Below are 15,583 nucleotides of genomic sequence, written 5' to 3'. Positions count from 1 at the left end.
TCAGGTGTGATACGTGGCAGAATGAAGGTCGCGCAGGGTGAAAGTCGGTTGGACCGTCCCATCGCGCGGTTGGAACCGGATGGTCACGGGGCGGTCCGGGGCCAGATCAAAGCAATTGTCGCTGAAACGGCCGGGCTGATCAGCCTCGACCGCTGCAAACAACGCGAGATGCTGTGCGGTGAACGTGATGCGCCACGCCGATCCGTCCGGAACGATGTCGGTCGAGATGCAGGGCGCGACAAGCGGATAAGACTTGTACCGGCGCGGTGCAAAGTGATCGGACCGCGTGTCCCCGCCATCCACGGTCCAGTCGAACCATAGGACCTCGTCCTCAGTCAGCGCAGTTCCGGACACGGACAGGATGCTGGCAGCGTGCTCGGTCGGCGCCGTCATGGATGCGCGTTCAAGCAGGCGCATCTGGCCTGACGGCGCCACGGCAAACGCTTCGATATCTACGTCGCACGCCTCCGCGGTGTCGTTCACAGCCCGCAACGTGATCTGGTCACCCTCCGGCAGCGCAACCACGGTCACATCCGCATAGAACCGGCGCGCGGCGTAGTGCAGCAGCTTCCATCCGCCGCCGTGATCGAGGCTCGACCAAGAACAAACCGGCCAAGTGTCGTTCAACTGCCAATACAGCGTACCCATGCAATGCGGCTTCAGTCCGCGCCAATGGGTCACCGCGGTCTTGATCGCCAAGGCCTGCTGCACCTGGCTGAGATAAACGAAATCTTCGAACCCGTTCGGAAAGCGGAAGTAACGGAACATCGTCTCGGCGATGCGTGCGTTGCCGCCTGCGTTCTTCTGATGGCTCTCCATCACTGGCGAGGCAATGTTGAAATCGGCAGGTTCCGCAAATCGGCGGATCACGTCCGTCGACGGGTAGGACTGAAAGCCAAATTCGGAACAAAAACGCGGGCGCACGTCGCGGTAGTGTTCAAAATCGCGGCCCTCATGCCAGACAGACCAGAAATGCATGTCACCCGACCGGTCATCGTGCCAGTTGTCACTGAAATCCATCAGCCCCGGCGACGGGCTGGAGGGCCACCAGATCGCGGTGGGCGCCGTGTCTTTCAGGGCGGTTTCAATCGTCCGGTTCAACCTGTCATAGGCGACAAGATAGCGGTCCCGGTGCGCCCGGCTTTCGGGGTACCAGTTGAGGGCGCCAAGCAACTCGTTGTCCCCGCACCACAGCGCAATGCACGCGTGGTGGTTCAGCCGGGCAACCTGTTCACGCACCTCGCCATCAATGTCGGCGAGGAACGCGTCGGTCGATGCGTAAAGATGGCAGGCGAACATGAAGTCGTGCCAGACAAGCAGGCCCATCTCGTCGCACAGATCATAGAACCAGTCAGGCTCGTAGCGGCCCCCGCCCCAGATGCGGATCATGTTCATATTCGCATCGACCGCCGAGTGCAGCAGATCGCGGCACCCATCCGGCGTGATGGCACCGGCAAGCGCGTCGGCGGGAATCCAGTTCGCGCCCTTCATGAAAACAGGTCGCCCATTGATGTGCAGGGCAAAGCCTGCACCGCTGTCGTCAGGCGTGGTCACCAGCTCAATGTCACGCAGGCCGACACGGCGCGTGACCTTGGCACCCGCAACCGAAACCACCAAATCATGTAAGACCTGCAATCCCTGCCCCACAGGCCACCACAGCTCCGGCGCCTTGATTTCAATGGAAAGCGTTGCGCGGTTCTTGGCCATCTGACCCACAACCCTTTCACCACACAAAGACATGGATACGTCTAGGCCGTCGGCGATCCCTTCGCCATGCACAGTGCAATCGACGACGACGTGTCCCCCAGCATGGCGCTGTGCCACCACGACATCGGCAATGCGCGGGCCGTGCGGTTCTAACCGGATGTCGCCATACAGGCCAAATGTCGCAAGCGCGATGTTCCAGTCCCAACCGAAATCGCACTCCGGTTTTCGCAGCATATTGCCATGCGGGATCGGGCAATTCTCGGCCTGAAAGGGCACAGGGAACGGTTGCGCGTCCGCCCGTGCCTTGGCGACCCGAGGGGCAGATCGGAAATGTAGCGTAATCACATTCTCCCCCGCCAGCAGCGCATCCGACACATCCACACGGTGGGTGCGAAACATGCTGTCGGCATTCAAAACGGTCTTGCCGTTCAACGACACGTCAACCACGGTGTCGAGCATCGGCAAGACCAGGGTCATATGGCGGCCCGTTGCGCGAAAGGTACGGGTCAGCAGCCAGTCGCGTTCGCTGATCCATCGCAAGTCATGTTCATTGCGCCCCCAATATGGGTCCGGAATGACCCCCGCGTCCCGCAAAGCACTGATCCCGTCGCCGGGCAACACCATCGCCGCGGTGTATTGACCCGTCTCATCCGACAGGTGCCAGAGGCCGCTCAGGTCCAGCATTCGTGTTAGAGCCTTTCCTCGGTCGTCTTGTCGAAGAGCGATGCGCGCGCCGGATCAAAGCCAATCTTGATCCGATCCCCTGTGCCGACGGCCGCTTGGCCATCCATGCGGATGCGCAGCGGCATTCCAGCAAAGGTGGCCCAGGCGAGCGTGTCGGACCCCATCGGCTCGACCAGATCGACGGTGACCTCGGCGGTCACGGGTAAAGAAGCGGCAGCCTCACCCGACACGATGTGCTCGGGCCGAATGCCCAACCAGGCCGGACCGCCTGACACCGCCCCCTGAAAGCTGTATCCATCCAGCGCGAACCGCTCACCGCCGGTGACAAAGCCACCGCCCTCGACCGCGCCTTCGAAGAAATTGATCTCGGGACTGCCGATGAAACCGGCCACATATTTGTTGGTCGGCCGGTTGTAGATCTCTGTCGGTGTGTCCAGTTGCTGGATGATCCCGCCCTTCATTATCGCGATGCGGTCGGCCAGCGTCATCGCCTCGACCTGATCATGGGTGACGTAGATCATCGTGTTTTTCAGGCTGTGATGCAGCCGCTTGATCTCGACCCGCAGGTCAGCGCGCAGCTTGGCGTCAAGGTTCGACAAGGGTTCGTCAAACAAGAAAACGTCCACGTCACGGACCAGGGCGCGGCCGATGGCAACGCGCTGACGCTGCCCCCCTGACAGGGCTGCGGGCTTGCGGTGCAAGAGCGGCTCGATCTGCAGGACCTTTGCCGCGCGTGCCACGCGCTCCTGTATCTCGGTCTTGGGCATCCGCGCGTTCTTGAGGCCGAAAGACAGGTTCCCCTGAACCGTCATCTGCGGATAGAGCGCATAGGATTGGAACACCATTCCGATACCCCGGCCCGACGGTTCCTCCCACGTGACATTACGGTCATTGATATGGATTTCGCCGTCGGTGACGTCCAAAAGCCCGGCGATGCAGTTGAGCAGCGTGGACTTCCCGCAGCCCGATGCGCCCAGCAGGACAAGGAACTCGCCCTCCGGAATATCGATGTTGAGGTTGTCCAGCACGGTCAGCGCACCGAATTTCAAAGTCAGGTCTTTGACAAGAACAGAAGTCATGGGTCAGCCTTTCACCGCGCCAGCGGCGATGCCCCGGACAAAGAGCTTGCCGGATGCGAAGTAGATGATGAGGGGAACAAGGCCGGTCAGCAGCGTGGCGGCCATGTTGACGTTGTATTCCTTCACGCCTTGCACCGAATTGACGATGTTGTTGAGTTGCACCGTCATTGGGTAATCGGCGGGCTTGGTGTAGATCACGCCGAACAGGAAGTCGTTCCAGATGCCCGTAACTTGCAGAATGATCGCCACGACGAAAATCGGCAGGGACATGGGCAGCATGATGCGAAAATAGATACCCCAAAACCCTGCCCCATCGACGCGCGCGGCCTTGAACAGCTCTTCGGGCACAGAGGTGAAGTAGTTGCGGAAAAGCAGCGTCAGGATCGGCATTCCAAAGATCGTGTGCACCAGCACAAGACCCCAGATGCTTCCGTATAGCCCCATCTCGCGTAGGATGATCACCAGCGGGTAGAGCATCACCTGATACGGGATGAAGGCCCCAACGATCAGGATGGTGAAGAACACCTCGGACCCCCTGAACCTCCAGTTGGCCAGCGCGTAGCCGTTCACCGATGCAATCGCGATGGACAGGATCACCGACGGGACCAGGATCTGGACCGAGTTCCAGAAACCTCGGCTCAACCCATCGCAATTGATGCCGGTGCAGGCTTCGGCCCACGCCTTGACCCACGGCTGGAATGTGACCTCGACCGGCGGGGCAAAGATATTGCCGATGCGGATTTCAGGCATCCCCTTCAGCGACGTCACGATCATCACGTAAAGCGGCAGCGCATAGTAGGCGGCCACGACAATCAGCGTGCCATAAAGCATAATGTTGGTGCGTGAAAAACGGGGGCGCGGCTTGGGCCCGCGCGGGGTCACTGCGTCAGCCACGTTTCTTGCCTCCGAATTCCAGATAGGCCCAGGGGATCAGGATGATGACCACGCTCAAGAGCATCATGGTCGACGCGGCAAAGCCCTGGCCCAGGTTCTGAGCACGGAACATGTAGTTGATCACATATTTCGCAGGCACTTCAGAGGAGATACCCGGGCCACCATTGGTCTGGGCCACGACGAGGTCGTAAATCTTGATGATCCCGCTTGCGATCAGCACCAGCGCGGTGATGAAGACCGGGCGCATCATAGGGATGACGATGCGGACATAGGTTTTCACCGTCCCAATCCCGTCGACGCGCGCGGCTTTCCAGATCTCCTGATCAATGCCGCGCAGACCGGCCAGCATGATGCACATGATCAGCCCCGTGCCCTGCCACAGCCCGGCAATCAGGATGCCGTAGATCACGATGTCGGGGTCGTTGAGCGGGTTGAAGGTGAAGCTTTCCCACCCCATCGACCGCACGACACTCTGCACACCCAGATCGGGGTTCAGGATCCATTGCCACGCAAGGCCCGTCACGACGAAGCTGAGGGCAAAGGGATAAAGGAAGATGGTGCGGAACACGTCCTCTCCCCGGATCTTGCGATCCAGAAGTGCGGCCAGCGTGAACCCGATCAGCAGGGTGAAGATCATCGAAAAGAAGCCGTATACGGCAAGGTTTTCGATCGAGATCAGCCACCGCCGCGTGCTCCAAAGCCGCTCGTATTGATCAAGCCCGACAAAGTTCAGCTTGGGCAGCAGCTTTGACGACGTAAAGGAATACAGCACTGTCCACGCCGTCCCGCCCACGAATACCACCAGTGCGGTAAGCACCATTGGGATCGAGGCGATCTTGGCCGACAGGTTGCGGAACAGACCCGCAGGCCGCCGCACATTCGAAGAAGAAGACATGACAGGATCCCCGCCCTATGCCGCACTGCACCTGCCCGGTCGCCCGGGCAGGTGACTGGGAGGTGCGCCCTTAGTCGGCGGACGCAATGATGTCTGCGTACCGCTCTTGCGCGTCGGCCGCAGACATATCGGAGGTCCAAAATTCCGCCATCAGATCCTCGATCTGCGTTTGCGTATCGGCGGTCAGGTTCATATCGCCCGACGGCATGATCCCACCTGCGTTGAGGATATCGAGACCCTTTTGCATGCAATCGTTCGCAGCAGTCAGATCAACGTCACCACGAACAGGCAGCGACCCTTTCTTGAGGTTGAACGCCACCTGCACTTCCGGAGAGATCAGCGTGGAAGCCAAAGCCATCTGTGCGGCCTTCGTCTCTTCATCGTCGATCACGGGGAAGTAGAACGCGTCGCCGCCGGTATCGAGAATTTCGTTCACGCCAAGACCGGGCAGGCAGGTATAGTCTTCTCCCGCGACCTGTCCGGCCATCTGAAATTCACCCTGCGCCCAGTCGCCCATGATCTGGCCCCCGGCCTTGCCTGTGATGACCATGTTTGTGGCAAGGTTCCAATCTTGCACGTTCGAATTCGCCGCGAAATTGCGCGCATCCACCGCTGCCTCGAACACAGCGGCATATTCTGGCCCACGGGCCGTGTCGGCATCTTTGTCGATCACGACTTTGCTCCAGGCATCAAGGCCTGCGATGGCAATGGTCATCACACCAAAGGCGCCGTTTTGCTGCCATCCCTGCTGACCCATGGCAAGCGGCACAATCCCGGCCGCTTCCAGCTTGGGTGCGGCAGCGGCAAATTCGTTCCAGTCCGATGGAACGGCGGTATCAATCTGTGCAAAGGCGTCATGGCTCAGCCAGATCCACTGCCATGAATGGATGTTCACAGGCACGCAATAAATGCGACCCTCGTAGGTGCACGACTCCAGCAAAGACGACGGATTGACCAGATCGGTCCACCCTTCAGCCTCGGCGAGTTCTGTGAGGTCGGTCATCAGACCGGCTTGGATCAGTTCTTCGGCCTGACGGCCATGGTTCAACTGCGTAGCACCCATTGGATCGCCACCCAGAATACGACTGATAATGATGGGGCGTGCCGTGCCACCCGATCCGGCAATCGCGCCGTCCACCCACGTATTGCCGGTGGCATCGAACGCCTTGGCAAACTCTGACACGGCGGCAGCCTCACCGCCCGATGTCCACCAATGCGTCACCTCCAACTCGCCCGCATGCGCCGCAGACGCACCCAGCAAGGCGACAGAGCCCAGCAGTTTCGAAAAAGTCTTCATCTTGAGTCCTCCCTGACTTCTAAATCGTTATAGTAATTGCTACAACGATTTAGATTTTGCGATCAAGGTAGAATTTCGCTGTCATCCGAATTAAGCATCAACATATGACCAACGGCTTGATTCCGCTGGCATTCCGCGCGACGAACACTCGCTTACAAGCCGCGTTGCGCATCAGAAAGGGCCACCCATGACAAAGTCAGGCACCGAGAACGCGCCCAAAGACATCGTCATGGCACCCGGTGAACGGCCCACTCTAAAGACAATCGCGCGCCTCTCGGGGTTGGCGGTGCCCACCGTCTCCCGCGCCCTCGCCGACGCGCCGGACATCCGCAAGGACACCAAAGAGCGGGTTCGCACCATCGCGCAACAGATCGGCTACCGCCCGAACCGCGCTGGCGTCCGTTTGCGGACCGGGCGCACGAACGTGATCTCGCTTGTGATGTCCACCGAACACGACGCGATGAACAACACCGCCCGCCTGATTTCCGCCGTCACATCGGCCCTGCGCGGCACACCCTATCATGTGATCATCACGCCCTATTTCCCGGATGAGGATCCCATGACCCCCATCCGCTATATCGTGGAAACCGGCTCTGCCGACGGGTTGATTATCAACCAGACCGAACCGGATGACCCGCGCGTGCGCTACATGATGGAGCAGAAGTTTCCTTTTGTTGCGCATGGCCGCACCACATTGTCGCCAGAACACGCATATTTTGACTATGACAACACAGCCTTTGGTGCGCTCGCCGTTGAAGCACTGGCTGAGCGCGGCAGACGGCACGTGGCCCTGCTTGCCCCGCCTCAAACGCAAACCTATGCCCAGAACATGATCGAAGGCGCTCGCAAAACGGCCGCGGACAAAGGCGTGCAGTTTTCGATCGTCGAAGGCGCGACCTCGCACAGCACCATCGCAGCCGTCGAAGATGCTATCACAACCCTGTTCAGCCAAGCGAAACGACCCGATGCCCTGATCGCGCCCAGCATCGGCGGGTGCGTGACCATGGTTTCAGCGCTTGAGCAGATGGGCCTCGTTTTGGAACAGGACTTCGACATCGCGGCCAAGGAAGCGGTCAGCTTCCTGCGCCGCTTTCGCCCCGGCATTCTGGTGCTGGAAGAAAACGTGGACATCGCCGGCGATTTTCTGGCCCGCGCGCTCATGCACCGGATCAGCCACCCCGATGAGCCACCTATGCAAAAGCTGGTCCACCCGGACGCAAACGCCTGGAAGATCGACCGCTAGTGGTCAGTTCCGGATGCGCCCAAAGGTGGACAGGCGATTGATCTCGTCCAGCCGCTCCAGGTTCACGACTGTTGACAGCATCAGACGGTCCTGGCTCCAGTCTCCCGGGCGCTGAATGGCCACTGCCGTCAACATGATAGCTGCAGCCAGCGGCATCAACGTCGCCAGATACAGCAACCGGGGCCGACGAAGGTGCCGCATGTCCAGCAGGGACAGGATACGCCGTTCAAGAAAACTCATGCGCCCATCGCGCAGCGCAGACCGGTCGGCCGTGACAAGCGTAACTTTCGGCACGGCAACAACAAACATACGATCCCGGCGCAGCGTTTGCTGGCACACCGCCAGCAGCGTATCGCAATAGGCGCGCACGTCGATCCGTCCGCGGGTCAGCACCTCGGCGTCACAAGACAACTCGCGCAGGTTTTCAACTTGCCGCTTCCAGGCGTGAAAGGCCGGGTTGAGGAAAAAGAAAGGCTTGAGCGCCTCCAGCACGATCTCCCACTCGATATCGCCCTGCCGCAAATGCTGGAACTCGTGGGCGAGCGACACGCTCAACTCTCGCGGCTGCCCCAACATGTGGGACGGAACGACGACATAATAAAACCACACGCCGCGCGTGGAAAAGGGCACCAGCGTCTTGTCCGACAGACGCAAGCGGACGCGCCCGAATTGTCGCCACGCATAGCTGGCCGATACGATCCGAAACAGGCAGAAGGTCGAAAACACCAAGCGCCCGGCACCGACGGCAAGCCCCACAAGAAACGCCGCGATCACCAGCCAGGCCACCCACCCGGCCGCGTTGACCACGTCATTCAGGAACGTGTCGCGCAGGTTGACCAGCCGTTCAAACTCGGTCGCCTGCATGCTGAAACCGCCATTCAGGTAGTAGGCCACGACCATATCCGACAGGTTCACGTTGACCGCCTGCGCGTACCCGTTCGATTGGAGTGTGGTAAACCCAAGGATCACGAAGGGCGACAACACGATCACAACGAACACACTGTTCAAAAGCTGCAATTGCGTCGAAAAACTGTGGCTCAGTCCAAAACGATGAAACAAAAACCGCGCAGCCGACCAAAGGCCATAAGCTACGACAAGAAGAATATTGGCATTAATGAATGCGTCGAGCAGCGCGTCACCCGGAATCATTTTTCAACCTCCGATCCACAAGTGCCCGGATTTGCCCCAATGCTTCCTCTGTCAGCGCATCGTCATTGACCAGCCGCGCCACCAGGGACGCAGGCGTGTCGTCAAACAGCTTCATCGACAGATCCTTGAGCGAGCGGGTCTGGTACGCATCCTTGCCCAGCGTCGGCTTGAAGACATGGCGCTTGCCATCCTTGCGGCTGGTCACAAACTCCTTTTGCTCCAGAATACGCAGGATGGTCGCAGCCGAGGTGTAGGCAAGGTTCCGGTCGTCCGGCAGCTTGTCCAGAACGTCACGTACGGTGCCTTCGCCCAGGTCCCAAAGTTCTGTCATGAACTCCAGTTCAACCTCGGTCAGCAGCTCACTTTTCTTCTTTTGTCTCATGCCGTCCTATCCAAGACGTATCGCTCACTCATTACGCCCGAGCGAGTAAATACGAAGTCTTTCGTTTTACAAAACGCTTTCTCACACCTTCCAGAAGCAGAAGACACCCCAGGCGATGGCCAGTCCCAGCGGGATCCACAGCGGCTGCCCCATCAACCCCAGCCACGCCAGAAAGATGTAAGCCGAGCCCAAAAGCGAGATGAACAGCCGGTCGCCCAGCGTCGTCGTCAACCCTAGGACACCGCGCCGCTCGACCCCGTCACGATACTTGAAGCCTTCGAGCAGCCCAATGACCGCAATGGCGCCAAAGATACCGCAGAACAGCACAAAGGTCGCGGGTGTCCACGCCATCCAAAAACTGGGCCACAGCGGATCGGTCCAGGAAAACCCCGTCTCCTCTTGCTGGTTGGCGACATTGCCCCAGCCTTGCGCCCACGCAGTTGTCGGAAACGCGGCGGCCAAAAACAAAAGTCGTTTCATCACACCCTCCCCAGGGCAAAGCCCTTGGCGATGTAGTTGCGCACAAAATAGATCACGATGGCCCCCGGGATGATCGTCAGCGTCCCCGCCGCCGCAAGCAGCCCCAATTCATAGCCCGCAGACGACGCCGTCTTGGTCATCTCGGCCGCGATGGGTTTGGCCTGCACCGCCGTCAGTGTCTTCGCCAAAAGCAACTCCACCCAAGAGAACATGAAGCAGAAGAACGCGGCCACCCCGACCCCCGCCTTGATTGTCGGCAGGAAAATCACAATGAAAAACCGGGGGAAGGAATAGCCATCAACATAGGCCGTCTCGTCCAACTCCTTTGGCACGCCGCCCATGAACCCTTCGAGAATCCACACGGCCAGCGGAATGTTGAACAGGCAATGCGCCAGCGCCACGGCGATATGCGTATCGAACAGACCCACGGACGAATACAGCTGGAAGAATGGCAAGGCGAAAACCGCCGCCGGGGCCATCCGGTTCGTCAGCAGCCAGAAGAACAGCTGCTTGTCGCCCAGAAACCGGTAGCGCGAGAACGCATAGGCGGCAGGCAGGGCCACAGCGACTGAAATCACAGTGTTCAGCGACACATAGATGATCGAGTTGATGTATCCCCAATACCAACTTGGATCGGTGAAGATCACCTTGTAGTTGTCCAGCGTAAAGGTCTGGGGGAAAAGGGAAAACCCCGACAGAATCTCGTTCGTCGTCTTGAACGACATCGCCACCAGCCAATAGATCGGCAGCATCAGGAACGCGATGTAAAGGATCGGGATGAGCGAACGTTTTCTCATTTCGCGTCATCCTTCGTCATCAGGGTATAGAACAACCACGACACCAGCAGCGTGATCGCGAAATAGATCAGGCTCATCGCCGCCGCAGGGCCCAGATCAAACTGCCCAAGCGCAATTTTCACAAGGTCGATAGACAGCAGCGTCGTCGAATTTCCCGGCCCGCCACCCGTCAAAACAAACGGCTCCGTATAGATGTTGAAGCTGTCCATGAACCGCAGCAGGATCGCAATGGTCAGCACCGTCTTCATCTTCGGTAGCTGGATGTAGCGGAACACTTTCCAGGGCGAAGCTCCATCAATCTTGGCAGCCTGGTAATACGCATCCGGGATCGACACGAGGCCTGCATAGCTCAGCAGCACAACCAGCGACGTCCAGTGCCACACGTCCATGACAATGATCGTGATCCACGCCGCCAGCGGGTCTTGCGTCATGTCATAGTTGACGCCCAGCACATCATTCAGGAAATACCCCATCAGGCCGATCTTCGGCAGGGTAAAGATGTTCCACATCGCGCCCACCACGTTCCACGGGATCAGCATGGGCAATGCCATCAACACCAGACACACCGGCACCCACATCCCCTTCTTCGGCATGGACAACGCAATAATGATGCCCAGCGGAATCTCGATGATCAGGATCAGGAAGGTGAACAGGAACTGACGCCCCAAGGCCGCCTGAAACCGGTCCGACCGCAGGATCTGTTCAAACCAGTCCAGACCCTGCCAGAAGAACACGTTGTTCCCGAACGTCTCCTGTACCGAATAATTGACCACCGTCATGATCGGCACCAGCGCGTTGAACGCGACCAACAACAAGACCGGCAGGACAAAGAACCACGCCTTTTGATTTTCGGTCTTCATTGCGCCACCTCTGTAGAAAGCCAGCCATCGCGGTACAGCCGCGTATGGGACGGGCGGAATGCCAGATGCACTTCCGCTCCTTGTTCAGGCAACGCGCCCTCCACAATGGCTTTGACGGGCGTGTCACCCACCATCGCCTCGACCACCGCATGACGGCCCACATCCGACACGTTACGCACGCGCGCGGGCAGACCCGCATCGGCAAGCGACACAAATTCGGGCCGGACGCCGATCTGCGTCGTGCCACCCTGCCCCGTCACTGCCCCCTCAAGCGCTACCTGACGCCCTTGAAACCGCACGCCACCATCTGTCACCTCAGCGGGCAAGACATTCATGCCAGGCGACCCGATAAAGTGGCCCACAAACGTATGCTGCGGGCGCTCGAACAGCTCAACCGGCGTGCCGATCTGCACCACCTCGCCGTCCTGCATCACCACGACCTGATCGGCAAAGGTCAACGCCTCGGTCTGGTCGTGGGTGACATAGATCATTGTCGCCCGCACCCGCTGGTGCAGTTCCTTCAGCTTCGACCGCAGCTTCCATTTCAGATGCGGGTCAATCACGGTCAGCGGCTCGTCAAACATCACGACATTCACGTCGTCCCGGACAAGGCCACGGCCCATCGAAATCTTCTGCTTGTTGTCGGGCAACAGGTGTGACGCGCGGATGTCCAGCATCTCCTCGACCTCCAGCATCTGCGCAATCTCGGCGACACGGGCTGCGATCCGCGCCTCGTCCACTCCGCGATTGCGCAATGGAAAGGCAAGGTTATCACGCACCGTCATCGTGTCGTAGATCACCGGAAACTGGAACACCTGCGCGATATTGCGTTGGTCTGGAGGCAGGTCCGTCACGTCGCGATCGTCAAACAGGATGCGCCCCTCGGACGGGACCAGCAGGCCCGAGATGATGTTCAAAAGCGTGGACTTGCCACAGCCTGACGGCCCCAGCAGCGCATAGGCCCCACCGTCCTGCCAGTCGAGGTCGATTTCCTTCAGCGCATAGTCCTGCGGCCCGCTTGGGTTGGGCATATAGGAATGGCGCAGATTCGAAAGGGTGATCTTGGCCATCACATCGCTCCGGTGCGGTGCGCATGAATGCGCACCCTACGTGTGAATGCCCTGCCCCGCGTCTGACCATCCGCAGGACATGTCGGGTGTGCCTTCATGGCGCACCGATGCTGGCGAAACCGCTTCATGCGACCAACCGCCCGTCTTCAGAGAAGTAGAAGGCATGACTGGCGTCCATGTAAAATTCGTGCTGTTCGCCCACCTCATAGGGGTGCACGCCATGGGCCAAAGATACCCAGCCGTCGCCCCCCAATTGGAAATGCGCACTGGATTCAGAGCCGGACAATTCTGTTACCAAAACCTTACCGGATAATTTAACATAATCTATCCCCGCGGGGACAGGTGTCACGTGGTGCGGTCGGATCGCCAATGTGTATGGCCCATCTGCCAGCTGCGCCGCCGCACCTGACAGCGCCCAACTTGCGCCGGTGTCCATGCGCGCGCGGTCCCCTGCCTTCACGACCTGCGCGGCATTGATCGGCGGGTCCGAGAAGACGCGCGCTGCGGTCAGGTTTTCCGGCTTGCGGTAAATCTCGGCCGTGGGTCCGAATTGCGTGACAACACCGTCGTTCATCAGCGCCGTCTTGCCGCCCAGCAGCAGGGCTTCCTCGGGCTCGGACGTGGCGTAGACGACCACCGCCCCTCGTCCCGCGAAAAGCTCAGGCAATTGTTCCCGCAACTCCTCGCGCAGCTTGTAGTCGAGGTTCGCCAGCGGTTCGTCCAGAAAGACCGCCCGGCTTTCCTTTGCAATCGCGCGGGCCAGCGCGCACCGCTGCTGCTGCCCGCCTGACAATTCCTGCGGGCGGCGGTTCAGCATGGGCCGCAGCTGCAGAATGTCAGCAGCCTCTTCCACCCGCCCCTGAATCTCGGACTTCGCCATGCCTGCAACCCGCAAGGGGGAGGCGATGTTGTCGTAGACCGTCATCTGCGGATAATTCACAAAGAACTGGTGGACGAGACTGATGTTCCGCTTCTGTGTCGACAGGCGCGACACGTTCTGCCCGTCCATCCACACCTCGCCCGAGGCGAGCGGATCGAGCCCCGCCATCAGCTTGATCAGGGATGTCTTGCCAGCGCCCGTCTGACCCAAAAGCACATTGAAGTGCCCTGTTTCCAGCACCAGCGAGGTCGGCTTGATATGGGTGATCCCGCGGATCGTTTTGACCGCCGATTTCAGCTCGATTGTCATTTGTCCTGTCCCGTAGGCCGGGCTTTAGCCCGGCGCACCCCGTAGAAAGCCGGGCTGAAGTCCGGCCTACTGGCGTGGCCCCCGCACAAGACGGGGACCACAGTTCGCTTACTGCTGCCAGCGCGCGACCAGCTCGTCATAGTTGACGGTCTCGCCCTGCGGCTTCTCGTTCTCCAGCTTGGGCTTGGCGCCGCCATTGGCGAACCACCACTCGGCATCTCGCTCTTCGTTCAGGCGTGGGCCACAGCCGCCATAGACACCAGCCGCTTCGTCCGCCTGCTGCATCCGGGCCATGGTGATGTCCATCTCTTCGGCCAGACGGTTCATCGCTTCTTGCGGAGTGAACGCGCCCGAGTTCACGTCACCGATCTGCTGCCACCAGATCTGGGCCAGCTTCGGATAGTCAGGCACGTTGATGCCTGTCGGCGACCATGCCACGCGGTCGGGCGAGCGGTAGAACTCAACCAGACCACCCAGTTTGGGCGCGCGTTCGGTGAACGATTCATGGTTGACCGAGCTGTCGCGGATGAAGGTCAGACCCACATGGGACTTCTTCACGTCGACCGTCTTGGACGTCACGAACTGGGCATAAAGCCAGGCGGCCTGTGCACGCTCGGACGGGGTCGATTTCAGGAAGGTCCACGACCCAACGTCCTGGTAGCCAACCTTCTGCCCTTCGGTCCAGTATGGTCCATGCGGGCTGGGCGCCATCCGCCACAGCGGCATGCCATCCTCGTCCACAGTGTTGTTGCCCTCGGACTTCGGCTTGACCATGTCGGCGGTAAAGGCGGTGTACCAGAAGATCTGCTGGGCCACGTTGCCTTGGGCCAATGCGGGCAGCGACTGGTAAAAGTCGTAGGATGCCGCTCCGGGCGGGGCATAGGCGCGCAGCCATTCGTCCCACTTGCGGATCGCATAGACCGCCGCCGGACCGTTCGCCGCTCCACCACGGGTGACGCTTGCACCGTTGGGGTTGCACGAACCGGCTTCCATACGGATGCCCCACTCGTCGATCGGCACGCCGTTGGGCTCACCCACCGACCCTGCGCCGGCCATCGAAAGCCAGGCATCTGTCATGCGCCAGCCCAAGTCGGGCGCGCGCTTGCCGTAGTCCATATGACCGTAGATCGCGACGCCGTCGATCTCCTTGACGTCTTCGCTAAAGAACTCAGCAATGTCCTCGTAGGCAGACCAGTTGACCGGGACGCCAAGCTCGTAGCCATACTTGGCTTGGAACGCGGCCTTGTTATCTTCGTCGTCGAACCAGTCCTTGCGGAACCAGTAGAGGTTCGCGAACTGCTGGTCAGGCAGCTGGTAGAGGTTGCCGTCGGGACCAGTAGTGAACTGGATGCCCATGAAGTCCTCAAGATCGAGCGTCGGCGATGTGGTCGCCGCCCAGTCACCCGCCATCTGTTCGGTCAGGTTGTAGGCCAGTTGCAGGCGTGAATGTGTGCCGATCAGGTCAGAATCGTTGACGTAGCCGTCATAGAGATTCCGCTGCGTCTGCATCTGCGTTTGCACGGCTTGCACCACTTCGCCCTCGCCAAGGATCTGGTGGTTCACCTTGATGCCGGTGATTTCCTCGAACGCCTTGGTCAGCACCTCGGATTCGTAGCCGTGGGTCGGAATGCCCTCGGACAGCACGTTGATTTCCATGCCAGAGAATGGCTCTGCCGCCTGGATGAACCACTCCATTTCCGACATCTGCTCGTCTTTCGAGAGCGTAGATGGCTGGAATTCCTGATCAATCCATTTCTGGGCCGCCGCCGTGTCGGCAAAAGCAGTCCCATGCCCCGCAATGACTGCAACTACAGCCGTCGCGGAGAGAAGATACTTGCGCATCTTTAATCCTCCCAG

General features: G+C 59.8%; 14 protein-coding genes. 1 reads left to right on the top strand and 13 read right to left on the bottom strand.

Annotated elements, in window-relative coordinates; all coding sequences use genetic code 11:
* From BWR18_RS02775 to BWR18_RS02755, 5 genes are all read right to left on the bottom strand, one after another.
* A complete protein-coding gene (locus tag BWR18_RS02775) occupies nucleotides 1–2,391 on the bottom strand; it encodes a beta-mannosidase (protein WP_076626604.1) in 2,391 nt (796 codons plus the stop codon).
* Between the two features lie 5 nt (nucleotides 2,392–2,396).
* Nucleotides 2,397–3,470 (bottom strand): ABC transporter ATP-binding protein, encoded by a 1,074-nt coding sequence (locus BWR18_RS02770; RefSeq protein ID WP_076626603.1) that lies wholly within the window; start codon nucleotides 3,468–3,470, stop codon nucleotides 2,397–2,399.
* Nucleotides 3,471–3,473: 3 nt separating this feature from the next.
* Nucleotides 3,474–4,364 carry a carbohydrate ABC transporter permease gene (locus BWR18_RS02765; RefSeq protein ID WP_254684922.1) on the bottom strand — a complete coding sequence of 297 codons (891 nt, stop codon included), beginning with the start codon at nucleotides 4,362–4,364 and terminating at the stop codon, nucleotides 3,474–3,476.
* Entirely contained in the window at nucleotides 4,357–5,259 is a 903-nt protein-coding gene (locus tag BWR18_RS02760) for a carbohydrate ABC transporter permease (RefSeq protein WP_076626601.1), read from the bottom strand. Before BWR18_RS02760 ends, BWR18_RS02765 begins: the two co-directional genes overlap by 8 nt.
* Nucleotides 5,260–5,329: 70 nt before the next feature.
* On the bottom strand, nucleotides 5,330–6,556 hold the full coding sequence (locus BWR18_RS02755) for an ABC transporter substrate-binding protein (protein ID WP_076626600.1): 1,227 nt from the start codon (nucleotides 6,554–6,556) through the stop codon (nucleotides 5,330–5,332).
* Nucleotides 6,557–6,743: 187 nt separating this feature from the next.
* On the opposite strand from BWR18_RS02755, the gene BWR18_RS02750 reads away from it, so the two are divergent.
* Nucleotides 6,744–7,799, top strand: coding sequence for a LacI family transcriptional regulator (locus tag BWR18_RS02750; protein ID WP_076626599.1), 1,056 nt, complete (start codon nucleotides 6,744–6,746; stop codon nucleotides 7,797–7,799).
* Nucleotides 7,800–7,802: 3 nt separating this feature from the next.
* Here the strand turns inward: BWR18_RS02750 and BWR18_RS02745 are convergent, their stop codons facing one another.
* From BWR18_RS02745 to BWR18_RS02710, 8 genes are all read right to left on the bottom strand, one after another.
* The gene (locus BWR18_RS02745) at nucleotides 7,803–8,948 is read right to left on the bottom strand and encodes a M56 family metallopeptidase (protein WP_076626598.1); all 1,146 of its coding nucleotides are present in this window, start codon (nucleotides 8,946–8,948) and stop codon (nucleotides 7,803–7,805) included.
* On the bottom strand, nucleotides 8,935–9,330 hold the full coding sequence (locus BWR18_RS02740; RefSeq protein WP_076626597.1) for a BlaI/MecI/CopY family transcriptional regulator: 396 nt from the start codon (nucleotides 9,328–9,330) through the stop codon (nucleotides 8,935–8,937). The genes BWR18_RS02745 and BWR18_RS02740 overlap by 14 nt, the downstream gene beginning before the upstream one ends.
* Nucleotides 9,331–9,411: 81 nt before the next feature.
* Nucleotides 9,412–9,810 carry a DUF2160 domain-containing protein gene (locus BWR18_RS02735; RefSeq protein WP_076626596.1) on the bottom strand — a complete coding sequence of 133 codons (399 nt, stop codon included), beginning with the start codon at nucleotides 9,808–9,810 and terminating at the stop codon, nucleotides 9,412–9,414.
* Entirely contained in the window at nucleotides 9,810–10,607 is a 798-nt protein-coding gene (locus BWR18_RS02730; RefSeq protein WP_076626595.1) for a carbohydrate ABC transporter permease, read from the bottom strand. Before BWR18_RS02730 ends, BWR18_RS02735 begins: the two co-directional genes overlap by 1 nt.
* A complete protein-coding gene (locus BWR18_RS02725) occupies nucleotides 10,604–11,467 on the bottom strand; it encodes a carbohydrate ABC transporter permease (RefSeq protein WP_076626594.1) in 864 nt (287 codons plus the stop codon). The genes BWR18_RS02730 and BWR18_RS02725 overlap by 4 nt, the downstream gene beginning before the upstream one ends.
* On the bottom strand, nucleotides 11,464–12,537 hold the full coding sequence (locus BWR18_RS02720; RefSeq protein ID WP_076626593.1) for an ABC transporter ATP-binding protein: 1,074 nt from the start codon (nucleotides 12,535–12,537) through the stop codon (nucleotides 11,464–11,466). The genes BWR18_RS02725 and BWR18_RS02720 overlap by 4 nt, the downstream gene beginning before the upstream one ends.
* Nucleotides 12,538–12,661: 124 nt before the next feature.
* Nucleotides 12,662–13,726 (bottom strand): ABC transporter ATP-binding protein, encoded by a 1,065-nt coding sequence (locus tag BWR18_RS02715; RefSeq protein WP_076626592.1) that lies wholly within the window; start codon nucleotides 13,724–13,726, stop codon nucleotides 12,662–12,664.
* 108 nt (nucleotides 13,727–13,834) lie between these two features.
* Nucleotides 13,835–15,568, bottom strand: a complete 1,734-nt coding sequence (locus tag BWR18_RS02710) for an ABC transporter substrate-binding protein (RefSeq protein WP_076626591.1) — start codon at nucleotides 15,566–15,568, stop codon at nucleotides 13,835–13,837.
* Between the last annotated feature and the right edge of the window lie 15 nt (nucleotides 15,569–15,583).

The sequence above is a fragment of the Tateyamaria omphalii genome (assembly GCF_001969365.1).
GTDB classification, from domain to species: Bacteria; Pseudomonadota; Alphaproteobacteria; order Rhodobacterales; family Rhodobacteraceae; genus Tateyamaria; species Tateyamaria omphalii_A.
This window is presented reverse-complemented; position numbering and strand designations above follow the sequence as displayed.

Bases quoted from the DNA above. Each gene is read 5' to 3' on its own strand.
- BWR18_RS02730 (WP_076626595.1), bottom strand. From the start codon at position 10,607: ATGAGAAAACGTTCGCTCATCCCGATCCTTTACATCGCGTTCCTGATG.
- BWR18_RS02760 (WP_076626601.1), bottom strand. From the start codon at position 5,259: ATGTCTTCTTCTTCGAATGTGCGGCGGCCTGCGGGTCTGTTCCGCAAC.
- BWR18_RS02750 (WP_076626599.1), top strand. From the start codon at position 6,744: ATGACAAAGTCAGGCACCGAGAACGCGCCCAAAGACATCGTCATGGCA.
- BWR18_RS02715 (WP_076626592.1), bottom strand. From the start codon at position 13,726: ATGACAATCGAGCTGAAATCGGCGGTCAAAACGATCCGCGGGATCACC.
- BWR18_RS02775 (WP_076626604.1), bottom strand. From the start codon at position 2,391: ATGCTGGACCTGAGCGGCCTCTGGCACCTGTCGGATGAGACGGGTCAA.
- BWR18_RS02740 (WP_076626597.1), bottom strand. From the start codon at position 9,330: ATGAGACAAAAGAAGAAAAGTGAGCTGCTGACCGAGGTTGAACTGGAG.
- BWR18_RS02770 (WP_076626603.1), bottom strand. From the start codon at position 3,470: ATGACTTCTGTTCTTGTCAAAGACCTGACTTTGAAATTCGGTGCGCTG.
- BWR18_RS02745 (WP_076626598.1), bottom strand. From the start codon at position 8,948: ATGATTCCGGGTGACGCGCTGCTCGACGCATTCATTAATGCCAATATT.
- BWR18_RS02735 (WP_076626596.1), bottom strand. From the start codon at position 9,810: ATGAAACGACTTTTGTTTTTGGCCGCCGCGTTTCCGACAACTGCGTGG.
- BWR18_RS02710 (WP_076626591.1), bottom strand. From the start codon at position 15,568: ATGCGCAAGTATCTTCTCTCCGCGACGGCTGTAGTTGCAGTCATTGCG.
- BWR18_RS02755 (WP_076626600.1), bottom strand. From the start codon at position 6,556: ATGAAGACTTTTTCGAAACTGCTGGGCTCTGTCGCCTTGCTGGGTGCG.
- BWR18_RS02720 (WP_076626593.1), bottom strand. From the start codon at position 12,537: ATGGCCAAGATCACCCTTTCGAATCTGCGCCATTCCTATATGCCCAAC.
- BWR18_RS02725 (WP_076626594.1), bottom strand. From the start codon at position 11,467: ATGAAGACCGAAAATCAAAAGGCGTGGTTCTTTGTCCTGCCGGTCTTG.